21 protein-coding genes are annotated in these 26,906 nt (G+C 66.9%); 13 read left to right on the top strand and 8 right to left on the bottom strand.

Annotated elements, in window-relative coordinates; genetic code table 11:
* Positions 1-29 precede the first annotated feature (29 nt).
* The gene (locus ACE10W_RS33995; protein WP_028172916.1) at positions 30-1,142 is read right to left on the bottom strand and encodes a ring-opening amidohydrolase; all 1,113 of its coding nucleotides are present in this window, start codon (positions 1,140-1,142) and stop codon (positions 30-32) included.
* 398 nt (positions 1,143-1,540) lie between these two features.
* Between ACE10W_RS33995 and ACE10W_RS33990 the strand changes: the two genes are divergently transcribed.
* From ACE10W_RS33990 to ACE10W_RS33970, 5 genes are all read left to right on the top strand, one after another.
* Positions 1,541-3,877, top strand: coding sequence for a Tex family protein (locus ACE10W_RS33990; RefSeq protein ID WP_028172917.1), 2,337 nt, complete (start codon positions 1,541-1,543; stop codon positions 3,875-3,877).
* A 166-nt stretch (positions 3,878-4,043) separates the two neighbouring features.
* Positions 4,044-4,589, top strand: coding sequence for a hypothetical protein (locus ACE10W_RS33985; RefSeq protein WP_028172918.1), 546 nt, complete (start codon positions 4,044-4,046; stop codon positions 4,587-4,589).
* 100 nt (positions 4,590-4,689) lie between these two features.
* Positions 4,690-5,382: a response regulator transcription factor gene (locus ACE10W_RS33980; protein WP_011090013.1), complete on the top strand. Its 693-nt coding sequence runs from the start codon at positions 4,690-4,692 to the stop codon at positions 5,380-5,382.
* Entirely contained in the window at positions 5,369-6,460 is a 1,092-nt protein-coding gene (locus ACE10W_RS33975) for a HAMP domain-containing sensor histidine kinase (RefSeq protein WP_028172919.1), read from the top strand. The genes ACE10W_RS33980 and ACE10W_RS33975 overlap by 14 nt, the downstream gene beginning before the upstream one ends.
* A gap of 29 nt (positions 6,461-6,489) precedes the next feature.
* On the top strand, positions 6,490-7,731 hold the full coding sequence (locus tag ACE10W_RS33970; RefSeq protein ID WP_039187018.1) for an amidohydrolase family protein: 1,242 nt from the start codon (positions 6,490-6,492) through the stop codon (positions 7,729-7,731).
* A 10-nt stretch (positions 7,732-7,741) separates the two neighbouring features.
* Here ACE10W_RS33970 and ACE10W_RS33965 read toward each other — a convergent pair whose 3' ends face one another.
* Complete coding sequence (locus tag ACE10W_RS33965; RefSeq protein ID WP_028172921.1) at positions 7,742-8,113, bottom strand: response regulator transcription factor; 372 nt, start codon at positions 8,111-8,113, stop codon at positions 7,742-7,744.
* Entirely contained in the window at positions 8,110-8,976 is an 867-nt protein-coding gene (locus ACE10W_RS33960) for a S1C family serine protease (RefSeq protein ID WP_028172922.1), read from the bottom strand. The genes ACE10W_RS33965 and ACE10W_RS33960 overlap by 4 nt, the downstream gene beginning before the upstream one ends.
* Positions 8,977-9,159: 183 nt before the next feature.
* Between ACE10W_RS33960 and ACE10W_RS33955 the strand changes: the two genes are divergently transcribed.
* From ACE10W_RS33955 to ACE10W_RS33945, 3 genes are all read left to right on the top strand, one after another.
* Positions 9,160-10,125, top strand: coding sequence for a VOC family protein (locus ACE10W_RS33955; protein WP_011090008.1), 966 nt, complete (start codon positions 9,160-9,162; stop codon positions 10,123-10,125).
* Positions 10,126-10,181: 56 nt separating this feature from the next.
* Positions 10,182-11,057, top strand: a complete 876-nt coding sequence (locus ACE10W_RS33950) for a dihydrodipicolinate synthase family protein (RefSeq protein ID WP_028172923.1) — start codon at positions 10,182-10,184, stop codon at positions 11,055-11,057.
* 249 nt (positions 11,058-11,306) lie between these two features.
* A complete protein-coding gene (locus tag ACE10W_RS33945) occupies positions 11,307-13,628 on the top strand; it encodes a xanthine dehydrogenase family protein molybdopterin-binding subunit (protein WP_304548297.1) in 2,322 nt (773 codons plus the stop codon).
* Positions 13,629-13,873: 245 nt separating this feature from the next.
* Here the strand turns inward: ACE10W_RS33945 and ACE10W_RS33940 are convergent, their stop codons facing one another.
* Genes ACE10W_RS33940 through ACE10W_RS33930 form a run of 3 tightly spaced genes read right to left on the bottom strand, consistent with a single transcriptional unit; the run spans position 13,874 to position 17,096 of the window.
* The gene (locus ACE10W_RS33940) at positions 13,874-15,070 is read right to left on the bottom strand and encodes an acyl-CoA dehydrogenase family protein (protein WP_028172925.1); all 1,197 of its coding nucleotides are present in this window, start codon (positions 15,068-15,070) and stop codon (positions 13,874-13,876) included.
* A gap of 17 nt (positions 15,071-15,087) precedes the next feature.
* Positions 15,088-16,236, bottom strand: coding sequence for an acyl-CoA dehydrogenase family protein (locus ACE10W_RS33935; RefSeq protein WP_028172926.1), 1,149 nt, complete (start codon positions 16,234-16,236; stop codon positions 15,088-15,090).
* A 5-nt stretch (positions 16,237-16,241) separates the two neighbouring features.
* Positions 16,242-17,096, bottom strand: a complete 855-nt coding sequence (locus tag ACE10W_RS33930) for an enoyl-CoA hydratase (protein WP_304548296.1) — start codon at positions 17,094-17,096, stop codon at positions 16,242-16,244.
* Positions 17,097-17,381: 285 nt separating this feature from the next.
* On the opposite strand from ACE10W_RS33930, the gene ACE10W_RS33925 reads away from it, so the two are divergent.
* The 5 genes from ACE10W_RS33925 (at position 17,382) to ACE10W_RS33905 (ending at position 22,532) form a co-directional block, all read left to right on the top strand.
* Entirely contained in the window at positions 17,382-17,990 is a 609-nt protein-coding gene (locus tag ACE10W_RS33925) for a LemA family protein (protein ID WP_011090002.1), read from the top strand.
* 132 nt (positions 17,991-18,122) lie between these two features.
* Positions 18,123-19,010, top strand: coding sequence for a YgcG family protein (locus ACE10W_RS33920; protein WP_304548295.1), 888 nt, complete (start codon positions 18,123-18,125; stop codon positions 19,008-19,010).
* A 5-nt stretch (positions 19,011-19,015) separates the two neighbouring features.
* Positions 19,016-19,513, top strand: a complete 498-nt coding sequence (locus ACE10W_RS33915; RefSeq protein WP_060910642.1) for a TPM domain-containing protein — start codon at positions 19,016-19,018, stop codon at positions 19,511-19,513.
* 382 nt (positions 19,514-19,895) lie between these two features.
* Positions 19,896-20,903: a hypothetical protein gene (locus ACE10W_RS33910; protein WP_304548294.1), complete on the top strand. Its 1,008-nt coding sequence runs from the start codon at positions 19,896-19,898 to the stop codon at positions 20,901-20,903.
* A 93-nt stretch (positions 20,904-20,996) separates the two neighbouring features.
* Positions 20,997-22,532 (top strand): hypothetical protein, encoded by a 1,536-nt coding sequence (locus ACE10W_RS33905; protein ID WP_304548293.1) that lies wholly within the window; start codon positions 20,997-20,999, stop codon positions 22,530-22,532.
* A 6-nt stretch (positions 22,533-22,538) separates the two neighbouring features.
* Here ACE10W_RS33905 and ACE10W_RS33900 read toward each other — a convergent pair whose 3' ends face one another.
* Together ACE10W_RS33900 and putA are read right to left on the bottom strand one after the other, a co-directional pair.
* A complete protein-coding gene (locus tag ACE10W_RS33900; RefSeq protein WP_304548292.1) occupies positions 22,539-23,744 on the bottom strand; it encodes a CaiB/BaiF CoA-transferase family protein in 1,206 nt (401 codons plus the stop codon).
* A 112-nt stretch (positions 23,745-23,856) separates the two neighbouring features.
* Positions 23,857-26,856: a bifunctional proline dehydrogenase/L-glutamate gamma-semialdehyde dehydrogenase PutA gene (putA, locus tag ACE10W_RS33895; RefSeq protein WP_304548291.1), complete on the bottom strand. Its 3,000-nt coding sequence runs from the start codon at positions 26,854-26,856 to the stop codon at positions 23,857-23,859.
* Positions 26,857-26,906: the final 50 nt, after the last annotated feature.

Here is a 26,906-nt window from a genome sequence, read left to right as displayed (position 1 = left end):
AGGTCGCACGACCGGGGAGGCCGGCCGTCTCAATCCGATAGTCGCGCGATCACCGCAACCGGCCCGCCGCCCGCCGGGCCCTGATGCTCGGCGCCGCCGGACACGTAGACTGCGCCGGTGCCGGCAAGGCCCGCGATCAGGCCGCCGACCGCGGCGCGGGCGTGGCGCGTCGAGCTGATGTCGGTGTCCTCCAGCATGGTGTGACGAAAGCCGCGCACGCTGCCATCGGGCGAGGCCTCCGCCTTGGCGAAGATGTTGACGAGCTCGCGCCCGGCTTCCGCTTGCGGCGCGACGCCAAGCCCGACACTCTTCAGCGCCGACGTCACAGCGGCGGCGTCGATCGCATCGTTCATCACGGCGTGGCCGATCTCGAATTCGCTGGCCGATGCCGCCGAATTTCCGAGCACGATGACGACGTTGTGCATCAGCTCGATTCCGGCCGAGGTGGATGCCACCTTCGAGAACAGATCGTAGCGGCGCAGCACGTCCCCGTCGCTGATGTCCGAGCCGGTCTCGCCGAGCGCGACCGCAACGCCGAGCGCGGAGGCGCCGCGCGAATAGGCCATCGAACCGTAGGCGCTGGTCGTCGCCGTCTTGTTGCCGCGTGCGCTTGCGGCCGCGACGCGATCGCTGGTGAGCAGCGGGCACTTGATCTGCACGAAATGGACGTCGGCGGGGTCGGTGATCCCGGCGTCCGCCATCGCGGCCTTCACGGCCGTGGCCGTCTCCGCGATCTGCGCGGCGCGTCCGATCTCCTCCGGCAGGAAGTCCCGCGTGTGCGCCATGCCGATGCTCAGGCGCTTGCCCGACAAGCCCGCCGGCCGCCGCTCGACCTCGCGGCGCGTGAACACCGTGATATGCGGGCTGAGCACGCCTTCGGTGCCGCCGGACATCACGAAGGCAATGCGCTGCTCGACCTCCTCGGGGGACAAGCCGAGCTGTGGCGCCAGAGCCGTGCACAGCGCGGCGACGGCATATTCCCGGGTAAAGTCGTTGACACCGCCATTGCCCTCGGTCTTGCCGAGAACGGCGAGGATCGATTTGGGATCGATCGCGCCGGAGCCGATCATGGCCATGAGGCCGGAGACGTCGCCGGGGCCCTTGGTGACGATCTTGAAGACGCCGACCGATGTCGTCCGCATTGCAGTCCTCGTGTGGAGTTCGGTGGTCCGGCGGTGCAAACAGCCGTGGAACGGAGGCGCCTGTCAATCCCCGTCGTCGTCCTGGCGAAAGCCAGGACCCATTACCCCAGGGCGTCGTTTTGCGACGGCTCATCGTTCTGGACGGATACCGACCACAATTGAAAGATTCCGCGGTATGGGTCCTGGCTTTCGCCAGGACGACAAGAGGATAGAGTCTTCATACCAACCGCGCCCGCCGCATCCCCACGATTGTGGCGAGATCGCATCGGTTCAACAAAAAAATCGTCTGTCGACGGTTGCGCGCGGCACCTTGATGAATCAACCTGGGTTGGTCCATAAGCGGCGTCCCGCGACCGGATTTCGGTTTGCGTCGCGTGCTTGGAGAGAGGGATTCTCGCGTGGCAAATATCAACCAGAAAATTGCGCAGGAGCTTGGAGTTCGGGCCGAGCAGGTCGAGGCAGCGGTGACGCTGCTCGACGGCGGCGCCACGGTTCCCTTCATCGCCCGCTACCGCAAGGAAGCGACCGGTGCGCTCGACGACGCGCAATTGCGCACCCTGGAGGAGCGCCTGGGCTACCTGCGCGAGCTCGAAGACCGCCGCAAGGCGATCCTCGAATCGATCCGCGAGCAGGGCAAACTCGATGCCGCCCTCGAAGCCACGATCATGGCCGCCGACAGCAAGGCGCGCCTGGAAGACATCTATCTGCCGTTCAAGCCGAAGCGCCGCACCAAGGCTGAGATCGCCAAGGAAGCCGGCCTCGAGCCGCTCGCCAATCAGCTGATGGCGGAGCCCGGCAACGATCCCAAGGTCGTGGCGGAAAGCTTCATCAACGCCGAGAAGGGCGTGGCTGACGCCGCCGCCGCACTCGACGGCGCCCGCGCCATCCTGGTCGAGCGATTTGACGAAGACGCCGATCTGATCGGCGCGCTGCGCGAGGAGATGTGGACCAATGCGCGCATGGCCTCCAAGGTGCGCGATGGCAAGAAGACCGAGGGCGAAAAGTTCGCCGACTATTTTGAATTCTCCGAGCCGCTGACCAGGCTGCCGTCGCACCGCATCCTGGCGATGTTCCGCGGCGAGAAGGAAGAAATCCTCGACCTGCAGATTCAGGCCGAAGCCGAGGCGCCGCCGCCGGGCGTGCCCAGCGCCTACGAATTGAAGATCATGAAGCGGTTCGGCATCGCCGACCTCAAGCGCGCCGGCGACCGCTGGCTGATCGACACGGTGCGCTGGGCCTGGCGCACCAAGATCCAGGTGCATCTCAACATCGACCTGCGCATGCGGCTGTGGAACGCGGCCGAGACCGAGGCCGTGCGCGTGTTCGCGTCCAATTTGCGCGACCTGCTGCTAGCCGCGCCCGCCGGCACCCGCGTCACCATGGGGCTCGATCCCGGCTACCGGACCGGCGTCAAGGTCGCCGTCACCGACGCGACCGGCAAGGTCGTCGATACCGCCGTGATCTATCCGCACGAGCCGCAGCGGCAATGGAACGAGTCGCTCGCAATCCTCGGCAAGCTTGCCCTGAAGCACCGTGTCGAGCTGATCGCGATCGGCAACGGCACGGCCTCGCGCGAGACCGACAAGCTCGCAGGCGATCTCGTCAAGGGCCTGGCCGAGCTGAAGATGAACAAGATCGTGGTGTCGGAAGCCGGCGCGTCGGTCTATTCGGCCTCGGCCTTCGCCTCGGAGGAACTGCCCGGTCTCGACGTCACCCTGCGCGGCGCGGTCTCGATCGCGCGGCGCCTCCAGGATCCGCTTGCCGAACTCGTCAAGATCGAGCCGAAGGCGATCGGCGTCGGCCAGTATCAGCACGACCTCGGCCAGGCCAAGCTCGCCAAGTCGCTCGACGCCGTGGTCGAAGATTGCGTGAACGCCGTCGGCGTCGACGTCAACACCGCCTCGGCGCCGCTGCTCGCCCGCGTGTCGGGCGTGGGCTCGGGCCTTGCGCAGAGCATCGTGGCACATCGTGACGCCAACGGCCCGTTCAAGTCGCGCAAGTCGCTCAAGGACGTGCCGCGCCTCGGGCCGAAGGCGTTCGAGCAGTGCGCGGGCTTTTTGCGCATTCTCGGCGGTGAGGATCCGCTCGATGCGTCCGGCGTGCATCCGGAAGCCTATCCGGTGGTGCGCCGGATTCTCGCGGCCACCAAGAGCGACATCAAGGCGCTGATCGGCAGCAGCGAGATCGTGCGCACGCTGAAGCCGAAGGATTTCGTCGACGAGACCTTCGGTCTGCCGACCGTCACCGACATCCTGCGCGAGCTCGAAAAGCCCGGCCGCGACCCCCGTCCGGCGTTCAAGGCCGCTGTGTTCAAGGAGGGTGTCGAGGAGATCAAGCACCTCCAGAAGGGCATGATCCTCGAGGGTACCGTGACCAACGTCGCCGCCTTCGGCGCTTTCGTCGACATCGGCGTCCACCAGGACGGCCTCGTGCACATCTCGGCGATGTCGAAGACCTTCATCAAGGACCCGCGCGAGGTGGTGAAGCCCGGCGACATCGTCAAGGTGAAGGTGCTGGACTTCGAGGTCGCCCGCAAGCGCATCTCGCTGACGCTGCGGCTCGACGACGAGGTCGGCGCCAAGAAGGACGCCCCCGGCATGCAGCGCGACAATGGCTCGCGCAATGCAGCCCGCATGACCTCGTCGGCGCCGCGCAAGCAGGAATCCTCCGGCGGCGGCGCCCTCGCCGAAGCCCTGCGCCGCGCCGCCGAGAAGAGCGGCGGCAAGCGCGTGTGATCTCCAACCTCTCCCCGTAAGAACGGGGCGAGGGAGCGAGAGAGTTGGGCCTCCCTAACACCGGCGTCAGAATCTGGCGCATTTGTAAGTTGAAGGTGAGGGCGCATTTTCCTCATCTGTTCCCCCGGAGCGGCGCGACCGTCGCCGCGACAAGGAGGATATTCAGATGCACAGCAGGCTTCTCACCGGCATCGTCGCGGCGGCCATGGCTGCGACGTTGGCGGTCGCTTCGCCCGTTCTCGCCCGAGGTGGAGGTGGGGGCGGCGGCCATGGTGGTGGTTTCGGCGGCGGAGGACACGGCGGCTTCGGCGGCGGAGGACATGGTGGCTTTGGCGGCGGTGGACATTTCGGCGGCGGCATGCACGCCGGTGGCTTCGGCGGGATGCATGTCGGCGGCATGGGCGGTGCTCGTTTCGGTGGCGCCCACTTCGCCGGCTCGCCGATGACCGCCCACGCTGCGATCGGGCCGCGCTTTGCCGGTGCGCCGCTCGCGACCCGCGCCGCCTTCGGGCCGCGTTTCGCCGGCACGGGCTGGCACGGCAGGCCCTTCATCGGCCGCCATGCATTCTTCTTCCGCCATCATCGCTTCCACCGGTTCGCCTTCGTTGGCGCGCCCTTCTACTACGCCAATTACTACGACGACGGTTGCTGGCGCAGGAGCTGGACGCCCTATGGGTGGCAATGGGTCAATGTGTGCGGAGACTATTGGTAGTCGCATCGCCGTACCGCACCATTGTCGCGATCGCCATCGGGCGGTTCCGCTCAGCCCCGGAACGGGATAGTCTGGTGGCGATCGTCGCGCGGAGTTTTGCATGACCGGAGGTCACCGCCGCATCCTGGTCGTCGAGGACGATCCGGAAACCGCAGGCCAGCTCGTCGAAGAGTTGACGACCTCTGGCTATGAGGTCGATCTCGCCGCCACGGGGCGCGAAGCCCTGAGCCACGGCGCCGCCCGCGACTATGCCGTGATCACCATCGACCGCATGCTGCCCGACATCGACGGCATCACCGTGATGCGCCAATTGCGCGACGACGGCATCGCGGCGCCCTTCCTGATCATCTCCGCGCTCGGCGAGGTCGACGACCGCGTGCGTGGCCTGCGCGCTGGCGGGGACGACTATCTCGTCAAGCCGTTCTCCTTCGTCGAGCTGCTTGCGCGGCTCGAGGCCCTCGGCCGCCGCAGCGAGACCATCGCCAAGGAGACGCTGTTGCGCGTCGGCGACCTCGCCATCGACCTGATCGCGCGCAACGCCAGCCGCCGCGGCCGCAAGATTCCGCTGCTGCCGCGCGAGTTTCAGCTGCTCGAATATCTCGTCCGCAACGAGGGCCGCGTCGTCTCGCGTGCGATGCTGCTCCAGCACGTCTGGGACCTGCATTTCGATCCCTCGACCAACATCATCGACGTCTATGTCGGGCGCGTCCGCCGCAAGGTCGACGACGCCCAGGCCTATCCGCTGATCCACACCATCCGCGGCATCGGATATTGTCTCCGTGCTCCTGGCTAAGACCCTCCGCTCCTCGACCTTCCGTCTGGCGCTGATCGCGATCGCGGCATTCGGGCTGATCGTCGCGGCGATCATGGCCTACGTCTATTTCGGTACGCTCGCCTATGTGGAGAGCCGGCTCGGCTCCGCCGGCGATCGCGACGGCTTCACCGGCACGATCGAACTCGCCATGGTCGCGGTCGCGGTGCTGCTCCTGGTGCTCGCCGGGCTCGCAGCCGTGCTAGTGACCCGGCGCACGGTGGGACGGATCGAGGAGATCAACGCCACCAGCCGTGCCATCATGCTGTCCGGTCTCGACCGCCGCATTCCCCTGCGCGGCAGCCACGACGAGTGGGACCGCGTCGCCGAAAACCTCAACCAGATGCTCGACCGCATCGAGACGCTGATGGGCGAGGTCAAGCAGGTCAGCGACAACGTCGCCCACGATCTGCGCACGCCGCTGACGCGCATGCGCGGCCGGCTGGAGAAGGCCTATCACACCCCGCGCAACAGCGAGGCGGATGCCGCGCTGATCGGCGACACCATCGCCGATCTCGATGCCGTGCTCGGCATGTTCGCCTCCATCACCCGGATCTCGGAGATCGAGACCCGCGCCCGCAGGAGCGCCTTTCGCGCGCTTGATCTCGCCGAGATCGCCGGCGAGGTCGTCGAGCTCTACGACGCCGCCGCCGAGCAGGTTGCGACGCGTCTCAGCCTCGGCGGCGACCGCGAGGTCGCGATCACGGGCGACCGCGACCTCTTGTTCGACGCCGTCGCCAATCTCGTCGACAACGCGATCAAGCACGGCCGCAAAGGCGGGCAGGTGACGGTGACCTGCCGCAGCGCCGATGGCGGCGCCGTGATCGCGATCGCCGACGACGGTCCGGGCATTCCCACCGAGGCGCGCGATCACGTCTTCAAGCGGTTCTACCGGCTCGAACAGAGCCGCTACACGCCGGGCAACGGCCTCGGCCTCAGCCTCGTTGCGGCAGTGGCGCGCCTTCATGGCGCCGAGATTGCGCTGCATGACAATGCGCCGGGCCTGACGGTCCAGCTCCGGTTTCCGCCGCCCGCGCAGCCCGGCACCCAACTTGCATGATTGCACGCGTACCGAGTGGAAGTCCTGCAATGCCCCGCCTGCCAGACCTCGTCATCACCAATGCCCGCACGCGCAGCCGCGAGATCGTCGACATTGCAATCACCGATGGCGTGATCACCGCGATCGGCAACCGGCTCGATCCCGGCGCACAGGCCTTCATCGATGCCAAGGGCGGCCTGGTGACGCCGGCCTTTGTCAATCCGCACCTGCACCTCTGCAAGGTCTGGACCCTGCCGATGATGTCGGAGGCGGCGCTCGAGGCCTATCAGGGCGGCGGCATGAGCGAGGCGGCGAAGGCGGTCGATCTCGCCGCAGCGGTGAAGAGCAATTACGACGCGTCCTGGATCGTCCCGAACGCACGGCGCGCGGTGGCGCTCGCCGCGCTCCACGGCAACCTCCACATCCGCGCCTTCGCCGACGTCGACACCAAGGCTCGGCTCGAAGGCGTCAAGGCGCTGCTCGCGATCCGCGAGGAGTTTCGCGGCATCGTCGATATCCAGGTCGTGGCTTTCCCGCAGGACGGCCTGTTTCGCGAGCCCGGCGCCGACGGCCTGATGCGCAAGGCGATGGCGCTCGGGGCCGACGTCGTCGGCGGGATTCCCTGGATCGAAGCCGACGAAGAGGACATGCGCCGCCATGTCGCGTTCTGCTTCGACCTCGCGGCCGAGCACGGCGCCGAAATCTCGATGCTGCTGGACGACGTCGGCGACGCCAACATGCGCACGCTCGACATGATGGCGCGCGCGGTGATCGCGCGCGGCGTCGAGGGCCGGGCGCTCGCCCATCATTGCCGGGCGATGGCGCTCTATCCCGAGAACTATCTCCGCGAGCTGAAGGTGCTGCTCGGAAAGGCCCGTGTCAGCGTCGTCAGCAATCCGCACAACGGCCCGCTGCACGCGCGGGTGAAGGAATTGCTCGGTGCCGGCATCAATGTCTGCCTCGGCCAGGACGACATTTCGGACGCCTATTATCCGCTCGGGCGCAACAACATGCTGGAGGTGGCGTTCCTCGCCTCGCATCTGTTGTGGATGACGAAGAAAAGCGAGTTCGAGACGCTCTACGACATGATCACCACGCGCGCGGCGACGGCGATCAACCTCGAGCGCTATGGCCTCGGGCTCGGCTGCGCAGCCAATCTGGTCGTGCTCGAGCAGGCCGACGTCACCGAGGCGCTGCGCTTCCACAGCCCGCCCAGCATCGTGATCAGCCATGGCCGCGTCGTCGATACCGACCGCATGCGCGAGCTGGCGCAGATCGCAATCGGCGATTGATCCGCGCCGCTCAGAGCTCGATCACGCCGCGGCGCGCGGCATGCGCCACCGCATCGGTGCGGCCGGTGGCATCCAGCTTGTCGAGCAGCGAGCCGACATGGAATTTCACGGTGTGCACGGAGATGCCGAGCTGACGCGCGATCATCTTGTTGGAGGCGCCCTCGGCCATCAGCGCCAGCACGTCGAGCTCGCGCTGCGTCAGTGCGATGTCCTCGGGCATGCTGCGCGGATCGCGGGCGACGATCGTCGCGGCGGCCTGCTCGCCGGGCGCGGCAAGGCGCAGCCCGGCGACATTGCCGAGCAGCGCCGCCAGGCGATCGGCGAGGGCGGGATCGTCGATCTCCAGGGACAGCACGATCACCGGCAGCTTGTCCTCGCTCACGCCTCCGGCCTCTCGCCGACCGTGACCTTGAAGCTGACCGGCTCGCCGCCGCGGCGCACCGCGACATCGACCACAGCGCCGACGCTCGCAGGTCCCAGCGTTCGCGACAGCGCGCGCACGCCGGACAGTTTCTGGTCGTTGACCGCGACGATCACATCGCCCTGGCGGATGCCGGCCGCCGCAGAAGGTCCGGCCTTGTCGACATTCATCACCATGGCGCCGATGCCGTCCTCGAGCCGCACCGGCTGGAGTCCTAACCCGAGATATCCGCGCGCGATGCGGCCGCGGGCTTCGAGTTGCGGCGCGATGCGCTCGATCGTCGCCGTCGGGATCACCAGCACGCGCCTTGGTCCGAGCACGGCCATGCCGAAGGCTTCACCGGTCGCATCGAGCGCAAGGCCGCCTTCCTGGCCCGGACGCAGGCGAACGTCGAGCTCGATCCGGGCATCGATGTCGCCGCCGCGTAGGGAGCGCCAGCTCTTGCCGGACGCCGATACCATCCCGAGCGCGGCGCTCGGCGTATCACGGTTGGTGGCCACGACAACCGACAACGCGCCGAGGGGCGGGACCGTCGCGGCGAGCTTGACCGGCGCGACGCCGGCCTCGGTGCGCAGCAGCGCGATGTCGGTGGTGTGGTCGCGGCCGGCGATCGTGGCGGCCACCCGGCTGCCGTCGGGGAGGCCGATCTCGACCTCGCCCTCGTCGGCCAACGCCTCGTCGGCGGTGACGATCAGGCCGGGCTTCCAGACGAAGCCGGTTGCGCGGGAGCGATGCGAGTGCACGGAGACGACGGAGGGCGCGGTGCGCGCCACGACATCCGCGAGCGCGGACGACAGTGAGGACAGTGGAGTTGGGGCGGTCATGGCGGTCTCCTGTAAGTTGTCCCCAATCTGGGATGTCGCGCGCGGTAGCGAAACTGGCCGGGTGGCCAGGAAAGTGCCGGCGCCGGCCGACGAACATGTGATTGGGAGCCGTTCACGGGAACGTGTAGCAATCGGTCGACATTGCGCCGTACGGCCTTAGACGTTTCCAGCGAGCCCCGACCGATGACCATCGATCTCACCCGCCGCACCCTGCTCCAACTTGCCGGCGCCACCTCGCTCGCGATGGCGGCCGCGGCTGCCGCACGCGCCGAGGGGACTGCGCAAGGCGGCGGGCCGACCTATGCCAGCCGCACGCCGATGCGGGTCGGCATGGTGACGCTCCGGGTCAAGAATCTCGACACGGTTGCCGACTACTACCGCGACGTGATCGGGCTGACCGTCATGGAGCGCTCCGCCAGCGCTGCGAAGCTCGGTACGGCCGGCATCACGCTGCTCGTGCTCGAGGCGCGTCCCGATGCGGCGATCGAGCCGCGCAATGCCGCAGGCCTCTACCACACCGCCTTCCTGATGCCGACCCGCAAGGATCTCGCGCGCTGGCTGGTGCACGCCGCCTCGCATCGCGTGCCGCTGTCGGGCTTTGCCGACCATCTGGTCAGCGAATCCGTCTATCTCGACGACCCCGAAGGTAACGGCATCGAGGTCTATGCCGACCGTGAGCCCTCGCAATGGCAGTGGAGCGAGGGCAGCGTGAAGATGGCGACCGACGAGCTCAACATCCCCGACCTGCTGTCGCTGACCAATACGCGCGTTCCCGACTATGCCAAGGCGCCGGACGGAATGCGCGTCGGCCACATGCATCTGCGCGTCGGCGATCTCGCGCAGGCCGAGAACTTCTACCACGGCACCGTCGGCCTCGACCCGACCCGCAAGCGCAACGGCGCGGCGTTCCTGTCGTCGGGCCGCTATCACCATCACCTCGGCATGAACGTCTGGCAGAGCCAGGGCGCGGGCCTGCGCGACGATTCCACAACCGGTCTCGCCTGGTTTTCGCTGGTGATGGCGAAGCAGGAGCTGCTCGCCGCTCAGGAAGAGCGCCTGCGCAAGAGCGGTGTGAAGGTCACGGCGCTTGCCGACGGTTTGGAGGCGGTCGATCCCTGGGGCACGCGGGTGCGCTTGCTCAAGGTTTGATCGCCGGGGCGGGCATTGGTAATACCCGTCGGGTGCCAGCTTCCGGAGCCCCCGACATGTCCGAATTCCACGGCGTCTTCCCCTACCTCGTCTCCCCCGTCGATGCCGACGGCACGGTGCGGACGAGCGTGCTCGCAAAGCTCTGCGACGACCTGATCGGTGCCGGCGTGCATGGTCTGACGCCGCTCGGCTCGACCGGCGAGTTCGCCTATCTCAATGCCGCCCAGCGCACGGCGGTCGTGCAGACCACGATCGAAGCCGCGAAGGGCCGCGTGCCCGTGGTGGCCGGCGTCGCCTCCACCTCGACCGCGGATGCGGTGGCGCAGGCGCGGGCCTATCAGAAGCTCGGTGCCGACGGCATTTTGGCGATCCTGGAGGCGTATTTCCCGCTCGCCGATACCCAGGTCGAATCCTATTTCCGCGCCATCGCGGACGCCGTGGACATTCCCGTCGTCATCTACACCAATCCGCAATTCCAGCGCTCCGACCTCACCCTCGAAATCATCGCGCGCCTCGCCGAGCATCCGCGCATTGGCTACATCAAGGACGCCTCGACCAACACCGGCCGGCTGCTCTCGATCATGAACCGCTGCGGCGATCGCCTGCGCGTGTTCTCGGCCTCCGCCCACATTCCGGCCGCGGTGATGCTGATCGGCGGGCTCGGCTGGATGGCGGGACCTGCCTGCATCATCCCGCGCCAGAGCGTCGCGCTCTACGACCTCTGCCGGGCGGGCCGCTGGGACGAGGCCATGGCGCTCCAGCGCAGGCTGTGGCGGATCAACGAAGCCTTCGCCCGCTTCAACCTCGCCGCCTGCATCAAGGCCGGCCTTTCGATCCAGGGCTACGACGTCGGCGATCCCATCCCGCCGCAGGCCGCGCTGACGGCCGATGCGCGCAAGGTGGTGGAGACAGCGCTCCGGGAGCTGGCGTAGCCGTCATTCCGGGGCGATGCGCAGTGCGTAGGGTGGGCAAAGCGAAGCGTGCCCACCATCTTGATCGCGTTCGTTGAGCGACCGTGGGCACGGCGCAAGTGCGCCTTTGCCCACCCTACGGAATCGCAGATTTGCGGGACCGCATGCCGAAATCGTGGATATCCCGCCCAAAACCGCGGCTGGTATGCCCCCGGTCGATCCGCTAAAAGGCTGCCCGCAGTTTCGAAAAGACCTCGAGGACCCCACGGAATGAACATTCTTCCCGGCAATTTGCGTTTCGGAGCGGGCCAGCCCGTCAAGCGTTTGGAAGACCAGCGGCTGCTGACCGGGAAGGGGCAATTCATCGACGACAAGCCGCAGGACGGCGCGCTGTGGTTGCACGTGCTGCGCTCGCCGCATGCGCACGCGAAGATCGTCTCGATCGACACCAGCGCCGCGGCCGGAATGCCCGGCGTCACCGCGGTCTACACCGGTGCGGATCTCGTCAAGGACGATATCGGCAGCATCCCGACGCTGAGCATCTTCAAGCGCCCCGACGGCAAGCCGATGACGGTGCCGCCGCGCCGGCTGCTCACCCATGAGATCGTGCGTTACACCGGCGAGGCGGTGGCGGCGGTGGTGGCGGCCTCCCGCGCGGAGGCGCAGAGCGCTGCCGAAGCGATCGTGGTCGAATATGACGTGCAGCCCGCGGTGGTCGACCCGGTCGAGGCGGTGAAGCCCGGCGCGCCTGTGGTGTGGTCGGAGGCGCCCGACAACATCGTCGGCGCGATGGCTTACGGCGATGCCGCCAAGGTGGACGAGGCCTTTGCCAAGGCCGCGCACACGGTCGAGCTAGACATCATCAGCCAGCGCCTCGTGCCCTCCGCGATGGAGCCGCGCTCGACCATCGCCGAGATCGACAAGAAGACCGGACGTCTCCTCCTGCACGTGCAGTCGCAGACCCCGGCCTCGACCCGCGACGTGGCGGAAGCCGTGCTCAAGCGTCCCAAGGACAGCGTCCGCGTGCTGGTCGGCGACATCGGCGGCGGCTTCGGCCAGAAGACCAATCTCTATCCCGAGGACGGCATCGTCGCCTACGCCGCGACCAAGCTGAACAAGAAGATCCGCTGGCGCGGCGACCGCACCGACGAGTTCGTCGGCGGCACCCACGGCCGCGACCTCACCTCGACCGCGTCCTTCGCGCTGGACGAGAAGGGCAAGGTGTTGGCCTATCGGGTCAAGTCGATCGGCTGCACCGGCGCCTATTCTTCGGGGGCCGCCAACATCATTCCGCTGGTGCTCGGGCCGTTCGTGCAGACCGGCGTCTACGATCTTCCGCTGGTGCATTTCGAGGTGAAGTCGGTGATGACCCACACCGCGCCGGTCGGTGCCTATCGCGGTGCGGGCCGGCCCGAGGCCGTCTTCATCGTCGAGCGCCTCTTCGACGCCGCCGCGCGAAAAATCGGCATGGATCCGCGCGCGATCCGCAAGGCCAACTACATCAAGCCGGCGCAGCTGCCCTACACCAATGCTGCGGGCCAGGTTTACGATTCCGGTGCCTTCGCCCACATGCTCGACCGTGCCGTGAAGCTCGCCGACTGGGACGGCTTTGCCGCGCGCAAGAAGGCGGCGAAGAAGAAGGGCCTGCTCTACGGCCGCGGGCTCACTTCGTACATCGAATGGACCGGCGGCCGCGCCCATACCGAGAAGGTCAGCCTGCACGCGACCTCGCAGGGCCGCGTCGTCCTGCATTCCGGCACCATGGCGATGGGGCAGGGGCTTCAGACCACCTACACCCAGATGATCGCCGACACGCTCGGCATTGCCATGGACAAGATCGATGTCGTCCAGGGCGACACCGATCTGGCGATGGGCTTTGGCAGCGTCGGCTCGCGCTCGCTGTTCGTCGGCGGCACGGCCGTGGCCGTCTCGTCGAATGACCTGATCCAGAAGGCGCGCGAGAAGGCGGCGAACGTGCTGGAGACCTCGGTCGAGGACATCGAATATCAGGGCGGCATGCTCACCGTGGTCGGCACCGACCGCCGCATCAGCCTGTTCGACCTTGCCGAGAAGGAGAGCGGCGCAAAACTCAGCGTCGATTCGGAAGGGGAGGTTGACGGTCCGAGCTGGCCGAACGGCACGCATATCTGCGAGGTCGAGATCGACCCCGAAACCGGCGTCTCCCGCGTCGTGCGCTACACCACCGTTGACGACGTCGGTGTCGCCGTGAACCCGATGCTGGTGACGGGCCAGATCCATGGCGGCGTCGCGCAAGGCATCGGCCAGGCGCTCTATGAGGGCGTCTCCTACGATGCCGACGGCCAGCTCCTGACCGCGAGCTATCAGGACTACTGCATCCCGCGCGCCGGCGACGTGCCGCCGATCGAGGTGACACTGGACGATTCCGCGCCCTGCCGCACCAACCCGCTCGGCGCCAAGGGCTGCGGCGAATCCGGCGCCATCGGCGGCCCGCCCTGCGTCACCAACGGCGTGATGGACGCACTCGCCGAGCTCGGCATCACCCAGCTCAACACGCCCCTGACGCCGCAGAAGATCTGGCAGGCGATCAGGGACGCGAAGGCGGGCGGGTAAGCGCAACGCCGAATCGTTGCGCTGGCTGTCGCCGCACACTCAACTGTCGTCCCGGACAAGCGCGCCATAAGCGCGCGCCGATCCGGGACCTATAACCACAGGGAATGGTTGTGGCGCGAAGCAGGTAACTCCGAGTCCCCGTAACCACATTCACCTGTGGTTATGGGTCCCGAATCAGCGCTCCGCTTCGCTGCGCTTGTCCGGGACGACAGCGGAGAGTGTGGCGCCCGGCGTGCCTCGAATCCTCAAATCCCCAGCATCATCTTCGCGATGATGTCGCGCTGAATCTCGGACGTGCCGCCGAAGATCGTGTAGGCCCGGCCGTTGAGATATTCCGGCACCACCGTCAGCATGTCCTCGGGTATCGCCGGCTCGTGGTTGAGCTTGTAGAGCGGGCGCATCGGCTCGACGGCGAGGGCGTCGTGGCCGATCACGTCGGCGCCCAGCCGTGTCACGGCCTGGCGGATCTCGCTGTTGCGCAGCTTCAGGATCGACGACACCGCGCCGGGATTCTGTCCGGTCTGGAGCGCCGAGAGCACGCGCAGCTCGGTCATCTCCAGCGCGTCGATGTCGACCTCGACCTCCGAAATGCGCGTCGCGATGTCAGGACTGTCGATCGCGCGGCCGGTCAGGTCCGACTCGGCAAGGTCCGCGATCGCCTTCAGCCCTTCGCGCAGCTTGGCGGAGGCGATGCCCGAGCCGCGCTCGAATTCGAGCAGGTACTTGCCGTAGGTCCAGCCCTTGCCTTCCTCGCCGACCCGATTGGCCATGGGCACGCGCACGTCGTCAAAGAACACCTGGTTGACCTCGTGGTCGCCGCCGATGGTGAGGATCGGGCGCGTCGTGATGCCCGGCGTCTTCATGTCGATCAGGATGAAGCTGATGCCGTCCTGCTGCCGCGGCCCGTCGCTGGTGCGCACCAGCGCGAACATGCGGTTGGCGTGGTGGGCATGCGTGGTCCAGATCTTGGTGCCGTTGATGATGTAGTGGTCGCCGTCGCGCACCGCGCGCGTCTTCAGCGAAGACAGGTCGGAGCCGGAGCCCGGCTCGGAGTAGCCCTGGCACCAATAATCCTCGCCGGAGAGAATCCGCGGCAAATAGAAGTTCTTCTGCTCAGGGCTGCCGAAGCCGATGATGACGGGCCCGACCATCTTTACGCCCATGACATTCACATTGGGCACGCCGGCGCGCGCGGATTCGGTCTCGAAAATCCAGCGCTGTGCCGGCGTCCAGTCCGGCCCGCCAAATTCGACCGGCCAGCCCGGTGCGCCCCAGCCCTGCCTGTGCAGCGCGCGCTGCCAGGCCATGCCGATATCAGGATCGGAGAATACCGAGGGCGTCAGCGCGGTCGCGCGCTTCATCTCCTCGGTGAGATTTTTGGCGATGAAGCCGCGCACCTCGTCCTGGAAGGCGCGCTCCTCGGCATTGAACGACAGGTCCATGATGCGCTCCTTTCGGTTCAGGCCGGCACGCCGGCGCGGCCAAGCCGGGCGTGGCGGGCATAGTGGTGCGCGCTGCCGCCGAACAGCGTGTCGAAGGCGACCAGCCGCTTGAAATAGGCGCCGACCTCGAGCTCCTCGGTGACGCCCATGCCGCCGTGAAGCTGGATCGACTGCTCGCCGACGAAGCGCGCACATTTGCCGATCTTCGCCTTTGCGCCCGACGCGGCCCGTGCGCGCTCGGTCGGCGTGCTGTCTGCCTTCAGCGCGGCGCGCAGCGCCATCGAGCGCGCCTCGTCCACCTGCATCGCCATGTCGGCGAGGCGGTGGCGGATCACCTGGTTGGCGGACAGCGGCCGGCCGAACTGCTTCCGGATCTTGGTGTATTCCAGCGTCGTCTCCAGCAGCATCTGCATGATGCCGACGGCTTCCGCGCCGAGCGCGGCCATGGCGCGATCGACGGCCCATTCGATTGCGGGCAGCGCATCCTTGCCGTCGCCGAGCAGGGCGTCCTCAGGAAGATGCACGTCGGGCAGCTCGATATTGCAGGCGCGCCCGCCGCCAAGCCGCGGATAGTCGGAGATTGAAAGGCTTGGCGCCGTTGCCGGCACCAGGAACAGGCCGATCCGCCCCGATGGCCCCCGATGATCGTGAATATGCGCGGAGACGATGATCTCGTCGGCGGCATGACCGTCGAGCACGGCGATCTTGCTGCCGGCAAGACGCCAGCCCTGCGCGGTCTTGTTGGCTGCGGTCGCAACTTTGGCGAGATCGAACCGCGCTGCGCGTTCGGAATGCGCAAGCGCCAGCTTCAACGACCCGTCCGCGATCTTCGGCAGGCTCGCCTGCTTCTGCGCCGTGCTGCCGCATCTGTCGATCAGCGCGGCTCCGAGCACGACCGTCGCGACATAAGGCTCCGACACCAGCCCGCGGCCGAAGGCTTCCATCAAGATGCCGATCTCGACCGCACCACCGCCGAGCCCATCAAACTGCTCCGGGATCGGCAACGCCAACCAGCCGAGCTCAGCAAACTGCGTCCATACCGCCGGGCTGAAGCCGAGCGGATCGTTCACCATCTTGCGGCGATGATCGGCATCGTAGCTCTCGGCCACGAAGCGTTCCGCGCTTTCGCGCAGCAGCCGTTGCTCGTCGCTCAGATTGAGGTCCATCGCGTCTACTCCGCGGCCGCCGGCGGCTTGCGCACGGAGGGATGCAGGCCCGATGGATCGACGATCATGCCGAACTCCTGAAGGTTATGGGCGTGACAGAGCTGATGCAGGGCAAAGGCCTGGTCGATTGCAGCCGGCTGGCCCATCACATCGACCGAACGATTGACCGCCTCCTTGGTCAGCTTCAGCGCGAAGGACGGCTTTGATGCGATCCGGCGCGCCAGCTCCAGCACGCGCGATGACAACTCCGCGCGTGGCACGACCTGATTGACCATGCCGAGCTGATGCGCCTCCTGCGCGCTCCAGCTGTCGGCCGTGAACAGGAATTCCTTGGCCTTGCGCGGCCCGAGCTCCCAAGGATGCACGAACCATTCGACGCCGCAGACGCCCATGGCGACCACGGGATCGCAGAACTGCGCATCGTCGCTGGCGACGATGAGGTCGCAGGCCCAGGCCAGCATCAAGCCGCCGGCGATGCACTTGCCGTGCACCTCGGCGATAACAGGCTTTGCCAGATTGCGCCAACGGCGCGTGATCTGGAGATATATTTCCTGCTCGCGCGCGAAGCGGCCGTGCGCATTGGCTTCGGCGAAGCCGCCCCAATTTCCGATCGGCGGAAAATCGACGCCCGCTTCATTCTTGCCGCCCGGGCGCAAATCGTGGCCCGAGGAGAAATGCAGCCCGTTGCCGGCAAGGATGATCACCTTGACCGTGTCGTCCTGCACCGCGGCATCGAAGGCAGCGTTGAGGTCGTAGGTCATTTGCAGGTTCTGCGCGTTGCGCGCATCGGGCCGGTTCATCACGACCCGGGCAATCGCCGGCTCCGGCCGCTCCACGAGGATGGTCTCGAACGAGGACATCGCGTTCCCCCTGGCGTTTCCGTTTGGTCTTATTGTTTCGTTGAGTTGACTATGTTGGCCGGTGATAGGCAAGGGGCTTGCGTCAATCGGCTGGCGATGGGGCGCGCATATGCTTGTTGCAGTCATTCCGGGGCGCGAAGCGAACCCGGAATCTCGAGATTCTTCGATGCTCCGGGCCGCGCTTGCGCGGTCCCGTCGCATCGCCCGGGAATGACGAGAAGAAATCTCGACACTCGCCAGGGCCCTTCTGATAGTTTGCGCCGGATTCCACCGGGAGAAATTTTGATGCGCAAGATCCTGACCGTGCTGGCGGCGCTAGCCTCGCTCAGCCTCACCAATTGTGGCTACAACGCGATCCAGAGCGAGGACGAGCAGATCAAGGCCAACTGGTCCGAGGTCGTGAACCAGTATCAGCGCCGCGCCGATCTCGTGCCCAACCTCGTCAACTCGGTGAAGGGCTTTGCCCAGCAGGAGAAGGACGTGCTGCTCGGCGTGACCAATGCCCGCGCCAAGGTCGGCAGCATCCAGGCAACGCCGGAGGTGCTGAACGACCCCGCGGCCTTCCAAAAGTTCCAGGCCGCCCAGGGCGAACTCTCCAGCGCGCTGTCGCGCCTCCTGGTCGTCACCGAGAACTACCCGCAGCTCAAGTCGGACGCGCTGTTCAAAGATCTGATGTCCCAGCTCGAGGGCACCGAGAACCGCATCACGGTGGCGCGCAACCGCTACATCAAGGCGGTGCAGGAGTACAACGTCACCATCCGCTCGTTCCCGACCAACCTCACCGCGATGACGTTCGGCTACAAGGAGAAGCCGAACTTCTCGGTCGAGAACGAGAAGGAGATCTCGACCGCGCCGAAGGTCGATTTCAATCCTGCGCCCGCGCCATCGAAGTAAGTGCGTTCGCCTCTCATGCGCGCCACGCCCACCACTGTCATTCCCCGCGAAAGCGGGGAATCCAGTACGCCGCGGCCTTTCCGTATCTCGCTGCCGTCTCGGGAATACCGGATCGCCCGGTCAAGCCGGGCGATGACACTGAGTGTGTGGTTCGCCTTCGCACTCCTCCTCGCCTTCGCATTCCCCGCCTTCGCCGACGTCGCGGTGCCGCAGCTGACCGGCCGCGTGGTCGACCAGACCGGCACGCTCTCCAGCGGCGACATTGCTGCGCTCACGCAAAAACTGCGCAACTTCGAGACGCGCAAAGGCAGCCAGGTCGCCGTGCTGATCGTGCCGTCCACGCAGCCGGAAACGATCGAGCAGTTCTCGATCCGGGTTGCGGAGGCCTGGAAGGTCGGCCGCAAGAAGGTCGACGATGGCGCGATCCTCGTCGTTGCCAAGAACGACCGGCATTTGCGCATCGAGGTCGGTTACGGCCTCGAAGGCGCGCTCACCGACGTCACCTCGCGGCGGATCATTGACGAGATCATCACACCGAAATTCAGAACGGGCGATTTCAGCGGCGGCATCTCGGATGGCGTCGATCGCATGATCCGCGTCATCGACGGCGAGCCGCTGCCGGTTCCCTCGCCCAGCGTGAATTTCGGCAATCTGGACGATATCGGGCCGCTCTTCTTCGTGACGGTGTTCGCCTCGATCGGGGTCGGCGGGTTCTTCCGGGCCATGCTGGGGCGGCTGCTCGGATCATTGGCGACCGGGGGCATCATCGCAGCATTGACCTGGCTCATTCTCGGTTCTTTCGGGCTTGCCATGGTGCTCGGCGTCGCCGGCTTCATCATCGGATTCATCGCCGATGTGGTTTCCGCGATGGGACCAAGTACGGGGTCGTCGCGTCGGGGCTCGTGGTCGAGCGGATCCTCGGGAGGCGGCTGGAGCAGCGGCTCGTCGTCCAGCGACAGCGGCAGCTTCAGCGGCGGTGGTGGCAGTTTTGGCGGCGGCGGCGCCTCGGGGAGCTGGTAGCGGTCATGAGCATCAAGCGCATTGCCAGACATCTGGTGCAGCATCATTGGCGGGCAAAGCGGATTTTTCCGCCAAAGGTGCTCACCCGCATCGAGCAGGCGATCAAGCAGGGTGAGACCACCCATTCCGGCCAGGTCCGCTTCGTCGTCGAAGGCGCGCTCGACGGCGGCCCCCTGTTCCGCAACCAGCCGGCGCGCGAGCGCGCGCTCGACGTGTTCTCGCATTTGCGCATCTGGGACACCGCGCACAACAACGGCGTCCTCATCTATCTCCTGCTCGCCGATCGCGACGTCGAGATCATCGCCGACCGCGGCATCGACGCGAAAGTGGGCGCGGCGGGCTGGGAGACCATCTGCCGCGCGATGGAGGCGGAGTTCAGGTCCGGCCAGTTCGAGCGCGGCGTGATCGAAGGCATCGCAGCCGTGTCGCGCGAGCTGGCAAAGCATTTTCCTCCGCAGGGCCCGCATCGCAACGAGCTGCCGGATGCGCCGGTGACGATGTGAGCGCCTGTCAGTAATCCGCACGCCGTCATTGCGAGCGTAGCGTAGCAATCCAGAGTCTTTCCGCGGTGGCAGTCTGGATTGCTTCGCGCGCCCAACTCTCTCACCGTCACCCCCGCGCAACCGCGAAGCGGTTGTCGCTCGAGGCGGCCGCTTCTTCGGCTGTCCTCGAAGGGCGGCGGCCCGACCGTTGCCCTGCCGTTCATCTTCCCCTGGTTACAAATTGTTTCACGCCCGCCACACCGGTTCCACTTTCCCGGCCAAATTCGGCCCCTGATGACTTCCTAAAATTTCGGTAAGCGGGTCCGAAGGTAAGGATTTCGCAAGCAATGAAAGTTACCAAAAGGTCAATCCAGCGTGGAGTATTTGAGCCGTGAGCGAACCAATGGCTGATCAGGCTGCCCAAGAGACCGGCGAACAGACGAGCGTCGAAGCCGCCGCGACCGCGCCGCAGGCCGTTGAGGCCGCCGCCGGCATCGACGCCCCCTCGATCGCGCCCGACCACGAGGCGCCGCCCAAGCCTGATCCAGTCACGCCGGACGCCCCCAGGGTCGAGCCGCCCAGGATCGAAGCCTCGCGGATCGAGGTGCCGAAGTTCAGCGCCACGCCGCAGGCTGAATCCAGGCCCGAGCCGAAGCCCGGCAAGCTCATCGTCATGCCCCCCTCGGACCGCGCCTGGGACCGCGAGGATTTCGCCCCGCATGTGAAGGCGGACGAGCCGCGCGAGGCCGGCGGCAAGCGCCGCCTGTCGGCGATGGCCGCGGTGGTGGCGATTGCCGCCAGCGTCGGCGCGATCAGCGGCGTGCTCGCGACCGCCGGCATGATGCACTTTGCAGCTCCGGTTCCGGCGCCAGCGCAGGTCGCCGACACCAGCGCGCTCGATGCCTCCGTCGCGCGGATCGATGCCGACCTCGTCGCGCTCAAGGCGAATGTCGAGCACACCTCCAAGACCGGTCTCAACCAGTTCAACCGGGCCAACGACCGTCTCGACAAGCTCGAGAAGGCGCAGGCCGAGCCGATGGCCAGGATCGCAAAACTGTCCGAGACCGTGGACAAGCTCCGTGCCACGCCGCCCGCAGCCCCCGCGCAGGCTGCCGCCACACCCGCCAGGGAGACCACCGGCTCGATCGCGCCGACCCAGGTTGCGACCGCTGCCGCCGCACCGGCTCCGGTGCCCGCCGCGCCCAAGACCGAGGTCGGCCGGCTCCCGACGATCGAGGGCTGGGTCCTGCGCGACGTCGCCAATGGCGGCGCGCTGATCGAGGGCAGGGGCGGCCTTTACGAGGTTTATGCCGGCGATCCCATTCCCGGCGTTGGCCGCGTCGATGCGATCCGCCGCCAGGACGGCCGCTGGGTGGTTGTTACCAGCAAGGGCCTGATCGTCGCGCGCTAAGCTGTCGGAATTCGACTTTCGAAGAGGCGCTTCACCACCATGTGAAGCGCCTTTTTTCTTGAATAGGGGTCCTTGCGCGGTGTTACTGAAGGCATGAGCCGCGTGTTGCGAATTCTCCTTGCTGTCGTCGTGCTTCTTGGTGGCGCCATGTCGCTATCGGCAGCGGAGAATGCACAGCTCACGCGCGGCACGGCGATCACCGATCCCGATGTCCTGCGCAGGCTCGACCAGAACGATGCGCTCACGATCTCGCGCCTGTTATGGCCGGAGCGCAACGCGAACTTTCCGCTCACGAACGATCTGCTGTTCTCCTCGATGCCGCAGCTTGCGCCAATTCCGCCGGCAATCGACGCGGAGTTCGATCGCTACATCGCGGGACACAAGGCGGCATGGCCGAGCGAGACCATCGGCGTCGGCGAAGGCTTTGACGTGCAGCTGTTCGATCGGGCCGCGCTGAAATCCCCCAACACGCGTTTCGTGCTGGCCGGCATCGTCAACCGCATGGACCGCGCCTATGTCGCGGAGGATTCCTGCGGCGAGATCCGCCTGATCTATCGGCTCACCCGTTTCGACGCCGGACCGGACGGGAGCAAGACGGCGACGCGCCTGCCGATGACGTTCAACCTGGTGCTGAAGGCGCGCGAGGCCCGCCAGATCGCCTCGAACGGCAAGCCGGTCACCTGCGCCGAGGTCGCGCGGCGCTGGCTCGACAATGGCGACTGGCAGGGGCTGATCGGCGGCGGCTTCTATCCTTACGATGCCATGCTCGATCGCATCGAGACCAACATCCAGGTCTCGATCGCGCCGAAATCGGCACTGCACGACTTCCGCTCGGACTATTTGCTCAAGGTGTTCAAGTACGACGCCGCGACGAAGACGTTCGAGGAATCGACGCTGGAGAACCAGATCGATCGCGACCGGATTTTTGCGGACAATGATCTCCGGCGCGACTTCAAGGAGTGGCTGCTCGCGCCCGACCATCTGCGCGAGTTCGATCGCGGCACGGTGCTGATCCCCGAGAAGTTTTTGGCCAAGGCCGCGGTGGTGCCGACACCGGCCGGCCTCGATGCCTCCGCGTTGCAGCCGGAGTTCGGCATGATGCAAGGCGAAGGCAAGGACAATCCCGTCTTCACGGACAGCGATGTGGTTAGCGCGTTGAAGCAGGCGACCGCGCGCGGTGACATGCAGAACATCCGCTCGGTCGCGGGCTTCCAGCGCCGTCTCAACGACGTCACTTGCGCCGGCTGTCACCAGACCCGCGGCATCGGCGGCTTCCATTTTCCGGGCGTGGATTGGCTGGCGGACAAGCCGTCCAATGCCACCATCGTGCCGGCCTCGCCGCATTTCCTTGGCGACCAGCTTCGCCGCCGCGACATCCTGACCGCGTTCGCGGCCGGACAGCGGCCTGATTTCTCACGCGGATTCGCCAGCCGGCCGCAGACCCGCGGCAGCCAGGAACTGGCCGGCACCGAATATCAGGACGGCTGGGGAGCGCATTGTTCCTTGCAAGATGCGGGATCGGGAACGCTCGACAAGAGTTTTACGTCATGGAGCTGTGCCAAAGGTTTGACCTGTCAGGCTGCCGCGGCCTCGCGCCGCATCGGCATGTGCTTCATCAAGACACGTTAGCGCGTCCTACCCCACCGCCCCGTTTGATCGCAGCTGCTTGATCGCTGCCTCGTCGTATCCCGCTCCGCGCAAGATCTCGTCACTGTGCTCGCCGACGCCGGGCGGCTTGCGCGGCTGCACCTTCCTGGTGCCGTCGACCCAGATCGGGCTGGAGATGGTGAGCATGGTGTCGTTCTCGAACGGCACCAGCACCTCGTTGTCGAGCATCTGCTTGTCGTTCGGGATGTCGTCGAGAATGCCGACGATGCCGAACACGAGGCCGTTGCCGTCGAGGATCTTGCGCCATTCGGCAAGGTCCTTGGTGGCGAAAGTCTCGTCGAAAATCTTGATCAGCTCGACCGAGCGGGCGTGGCGGTCGGGCTTGGTGGCAAAACGTGGATCGGTGATCAGGTCTTCGCGGCCAAGGCACTTGGCCAGCGTCGGAAACTGCTTCTCCTCGCTCAGCAGCGACAGGATCAGCCAGCGGCCGTCCTTGCATTGGTAGTGGTTGGCGACCGCATTCAGCGCGCGCTCGCGCGGGCGCCGCTCGCCGAACTTGGCGCCGCAGAGTTTTGCCTGCGCCAGCACGCTCGCCGCCCACACCCCGTTCGCCATCAGGTTGGAAGCGACATGCGAGCCCTTGCCGGTCCTCTCGCGCTGATAGAGCGCGGTGACGATCGCGCCGTACAACGCCATCGCGCAGGGGTGGTCGCCCATGCCGGCGACGGAGCGGGCCGGCGTCGTATCGGTATCGGCGCGGACGAGGTCCATCAGGCCGGAGCGCGCCCAATAGGCGTTGCTGTCGAAGCCGGGCTTGTTGGCCTCCTCGCCCTTCTCGCCATAGCCGGTGAAGGAGGCGTAGATCAGCCGGTCGTTGAGATGGGCGAGGTGGTCATAGGTGATGCCGAGCTTGGTGCGCACCGGCGGCGGCATGTTGGTGATGAAGACGTCGGTCTCTTCGACGAGCTTGTAGAGCACCGCCCGCGCCTCCGGCTTGGAGAGGTCGAGCGCGAGACTCTTCTTGTTGCGGGCCTCCAGCAGCCAGGCGAAATTGTGCTCGCCGGTCGGGTAGCCCGGCAGGTTCGGCAGATTGCGGTAGGGGTCGCCGGCGCCGGGCGGCTCGATCTTGATGACGTCGGCACCGAAATCCGACAGCACGGTCGCGGCCGCGGGCGCTGCGATGAAGCTCGCGCAGTCCAGAACCTTCAGCCCCGCAAAAATGCCCTTGTCCATCGCGGCGTTGCTCCCTCGCTCTTGTTGTTTCCCGCGCGCTGGAATTGGCGCGGGCCGGATCATGGCAGCATTAGACCGATGTTTCGGCGGGATGCAACGCTCCTTCCGGGACTCACTCCTCCCCAGCCAGCAGGGCAGCATTGCCGCCGGCCGCAGCCGTGTTGATCGTCACGGTCTGCTCGGTCGCAAAGCGCGCGAGGTAGTGCGGGCCGCCGGCCTTCGGGCCGGTTCCGGACAGGCCGTTGCCGCCGAACGGCTGCACGCCGACCACGGCGCCGATCATGTTGCGGTTGACGTAGATGTTGCCGACCTGGGCGCGGTCGATGATCGCCTCGATGCTGTCGTCGATGCGGGAGTGGACGCCGAGCGTGAGCCCGTAGCCGGTGCGCTCGATCGCCTGCAACACGCGTTCGAGGTTCTCGGGCCGATAGCGCACGACATGCAGGATCGGGCCGAACACTTCCTCGGTGAGCTGGCCGGCCTCCGTGAGCTCGAAGATGTGAGGCGCGACGAAGCAGCCCTCCGGCGCGGGACCGGCAAAGTGCAGCCGCGCCTCCGTCTTCATCCGCGCGATATGCGCATCGAGGCGCTGCTTGGCCTCGACGTCGATCACCGGCCCGACATGGGTTGCGACGTCGCTGGGGTCGCCGATCTTCAGTTCGCGTGCCGCGCCCGCGATCATCTCGATCATGCGGTCGGCGACGTCCTCCTGCACGAACAGCAGCCGCAGCGCCGAGCAGCGCTGGCCGGCGGAACGAAACGCCGAAGTCACGACGTCGTCGGCGACCTGCTCCGGCAGCGCGGTGGCATCGGCGATCATGGCGTTGATGCCGCCGGTCTCCGCGATCAGCGGCACGATTGGTCCGTCCTTGGCCGCGAGCGTCCGGTTGATGCTGCGGGCGACCTCGGTCGAGCCGGTGAAGACGACGCCGGCGATGTCGGGATGCGCGGTCAGCGCCGCGCCGATGCGGCCGTCGCCGGTGACGAGATGCAGCGCGCTCTCGGGGATGCCGGCCTCGTGCAGCAGGGCTACGGCCTCGCGCGCGATGCGCGGCGTCTGCTCGGCGGGTTTTGCGACAACGCTGTTGCCGGCCATCAGCGCCGCCGTGACTTGGCCGAGGAAGATCGCCAGCGGGAAATTCCACGGCGAGATCGCCACGAAGACGCCGCGGCCACGCATCGCGAGCGCATTGCTCTCGCCGGTCGGGCCTGGCATCGCCGTCTCGCTGCCGAACAGCTTGCGGCCCTGCGCGGCATAGTAGCGGCAGAAGTCGGCGGCCTCGCGCAGCTCCGAGAGCGCATCGTCGAGCGTCTTGCCGCCCTCGCGCTGCAATAGCGCGATGAAATGGGCGCTACGGCTCTCCAACAGGTGCGCGGCCTGCTCCAGCGCCGCCGCGCGTGTGCCCGCGGGCGTCCGGCTCCAGCCGGCGAAACCCGCGCGCCCTGCGGCCACCGCTGCATTGGCCTGGTCCGGCGTTGCATCGGCGATCGGCTTGAGGTCGGCTGTCTCGGCCTTGACGTCGGTCAGCAGCTGGTCGAGCGCGGTGCGCGCGCCGAACTCGACGCCGCGCGAATTGCGCCGCTCCGGCGCGAACAGATCGCAGGGGAGCGGAATCCTGGGATGGGCCGCCGCCTGCGGCCGGACGATCGCATCCGCCGGACGCTGCAACAGCGCCGGGACCGGGACGCGGTAATCGGCCGCCTGCGCCACGAAGGAGGAGTTGGCGCCATTCTCCAGCAGGCGCCGCACCAGATAGGCGAGCAGGTCGCGATGGCTGCCGACCGGGGCGTAGGTGCGGTAGGCGATGTCTGCGTGATCCTTGGCGAGCTGCTCGTAGAGCGCTTCGCCCATGCCGTGCAGGCGCTGGAATTCGAAGCCGCTGCTGCCCTCGGCCATCTCCAGCACGGTCGCGACCGTCAGCGCGTTGTGGGTGGCGAATTGCGGGAAGATGCGTGGCCGCAATCCGAGCAGCTTTTGCGCGCAGGCAACGTAGTTCAGATCCGTCATCGCCTTGCGCGTGAACACGGGATAGCCGTCGAGCCCGCGCTCCTGCGCGCGCTTGATCTCGGTGTCCCAATAGGCGCCCTTGACCAGCCGCACCATCAGCTTGCGGTCATGGGCGCGGGCGAGCGCGTCGACATAGTCGATCACTGCGCTGGCGCGCTTCTGATAGGCCTGGATCGCGAGCCCAAAACCGTCCCAGCCCTTGAGCGAGGGATCGGCCAGCGTTGTCGCGATCACGTCGAGCGACAGCTCCAGCCGGTCCGCCTCTTCGGCGTCGACGGTGAAGTTGAGATCATGGGCCTTGGCGCGCTGCGCCAGATCGAGCAGCTGCGGCACCAGCTCGACCATCACGCGCGCGCGGCTGATCGCCTCGAAGCGCGGATGCAGCGCCGAGAGCTTGACGGAGATGCCGGGCCGGTCGGGCAGGGGATGGTTGCCGGCCGCCTTGCCGATCGTTTCGATCGCGCTGGCATAGGCGTCGAAATAGCGCCTGGCGTCCGCCGCGGTGCGCGCGCCTTCGCCGAGCATGTCGAAGGAGTAGCGCGTCTTCTGGCCGGAGCGCGGCTTACCCCGCTCCAGCGCCTGCTCGATGGTCTCACCCAGAACGAAATGATTGCCCATCAGCCGCATCGCCTGGCGCGTGGCGGTGCGCACCGCCGGCGCGCCGAGCCGCTTCACCAGCCGGCCGATGGTGCCGTCGGGCGTCTCGCCGGGCTGGATCACCCGCGCCGACAGGCCGAGCGCCCAGGCCGAGGCGTTGACCAGGAAGGCGGTGGACTTGGTCTCGTGATGGATGAAGTCGCCCTCGCCGAGCTTGTCCTCGATGAACTGATCGGCGGTGCGCGCGTCCGGCACGCGCAACAGCGCCTCCGCCAGCACCATCAGTGCGAGGCCTTCCTTGGTCGAGAGCGCGAACTCCCGCAGCATGTCCTCGACCCCGCCGAGCCGGTCGTCGCGCTTGCGGATCGCCTCGATCAGCCGTGTCGCGGTGCGGTCGATCCGCGCCTCCTGCGGCGGGCTGAGATGCGACGCCGGTAACAGGCGCGCGGCGATCTCGGCATCATCGGGCGCGTAGGGGGCGGTGAAGGGAGGCGGGATGTTCGGCATGGCGTGTCCTGTGGCTCAAATCCAGGATAAGGCCCACGTTACCGGAGTTC

The organism is Bradyrhizobium sp. B025 (assembly GCF_042257955.1).
Lineage (GTDB): Bacteria > Pseudomonadota > Alphaproteobacteria > Rhizobiales > Xanthobacteraceae > Bradyrhizobium > Bradyrhizobium diazoefficiens.
This window is presented reverse-complemented; position numbering and strand designations above follow the sequence as displayed.

Excerpts from the sequence above, each read along its gene's own strand:
- ACE10W_RS33915 (WP_060910642.1), top strand. The coding sequence starts at position 19,016 with ATGAGCATCAAGCGCATTGCCAGACATCTGGTGCAGCATCATTGGCGG.
- ACE10W_RS33935 (WP_028172926.1), bottom strand. The coding sequence starts at position 16,236 with ATGGACCTCAATCTGAGCGACGAGCAACGGCTGCTGCGCGAAAGCGCG.
- ACE10W_RS33930 (WP_304548296.1), bottom strand. The coding sequence starts at position 17,096 with ATGTCCTCGTTCGAGACCATCCTCGTGGAGCGGCCGGAGCCGGCGATT.
- ACE10W_RS33945 (WP_304548297.1), top strand. The coding sequence starts at position 11,307 with ATGAACATTCTTCCCGGCAATTTGCGTTTCGGAGCGGGCCAGCCCGTC.
- ACE10W_RS33950 (WP_028172923.1), top strand. The coding sequence starts at position 10,182 with ATGTCCGAATTCCACGGCGTCTTCCCCTACCTCGTCTCCCCCGTCGAT.
- ACE10W_RS33905 (WP_304548293.1), top strand. The coding sequence starts at position 20,997 with ATGAGCCGCGTGTTGCGAATTCTCCTTGCTGTCGTCGTGCTTCTTGGT.
- ACE10W_RS33980 (WP_011090013.1), top strand. The coding sequence starts at position 4,690 with ATGACCGGAGGTCACCGCCGCATCCTGGTCGTCGAGGACGATCCGGAA.
- ACE10W_RS33955 (WP_011090008.1), top strand. The coding sequence starts at position 9,160 with ATGACCATCGATCTCACCCGCCGCACCCTGCTCCAACTTGCCGGCGCC.
- ACE10W_RS33970 (WP_039187018.1), top strand. The coding sequence starts at position 6,490 with ATGCCCCGCCTGCCAGACCTCGTCATCACCAATGCCCGCACGCGCAGC.
- ACE10W_RS33960 (WP_028172922.1), bottom strand. The coding sequence starts at position 8,976 with ATGACCGCCCCAACTCCACTGTCCTCACTGTCGTCCGCGCTCGCGGAT.
- ACE10W_RS33900 (WP_304548292.1), bottom strand. The coding sequence starts at position 23,744 with ATGGACAAGGGCATTTTTGCGGGGCTGAAGGTTCTGGACTGCGCGAGC.
- ACE10W_RS33995 (WP_028172916.1), bottom strand. The coding sequence starts at position 1,142 with ATGCGGACGACATCGGTCGGCGTCTTCAAGATCGTCACCAAGGGCCCC.
- ACE10W_RS33925 (WP_011090002.1), top strand. The coding sequence starts at position 17,382 with ATGCGCAAGATCCTGACCGTGCTGGCGGCGCTAGCCTCGCTCAGCCTC.
- ACE10W_RS33985 (WP_028172918.1), top strand. The coding sequence starts at position 4,044 with ATGCACAGCAGGCTTCTCACCGGCATCGTCGCGGCGGCCATGGCTGCG.
- ACE10W_RS33940 (WP_028172925.1), bottom strand. The coding sequence starts at position 15,070 with ATGGACCTGTCGTTCAATGCCGAGGAGCGCGCCTTCCAGGACGAGGTG.
- ACE10W_RS33920 (WP_304548295.1), top strand. The coding sequence starts at position 18,123 with ATGACACTGAGTGTGTGGTTCGCCTTCGCACTCCTCCTCGCCTTCGCA.
- ACE10W_RS33910 (WP_304548294.1), top strand. The coding sequence starts at position 19,896 with ATGGCTGATCAGGCTGCCCAAGAGACCGGCGAACAGACGAGCGTCGAA.
- putA (WP_304548291.1), bottom strand. The coding sequence starts at position 26,856 with ATGCCGAACATCCCGCCTCCCTTCACCGCCCCCTACGCGCCCGATGAT.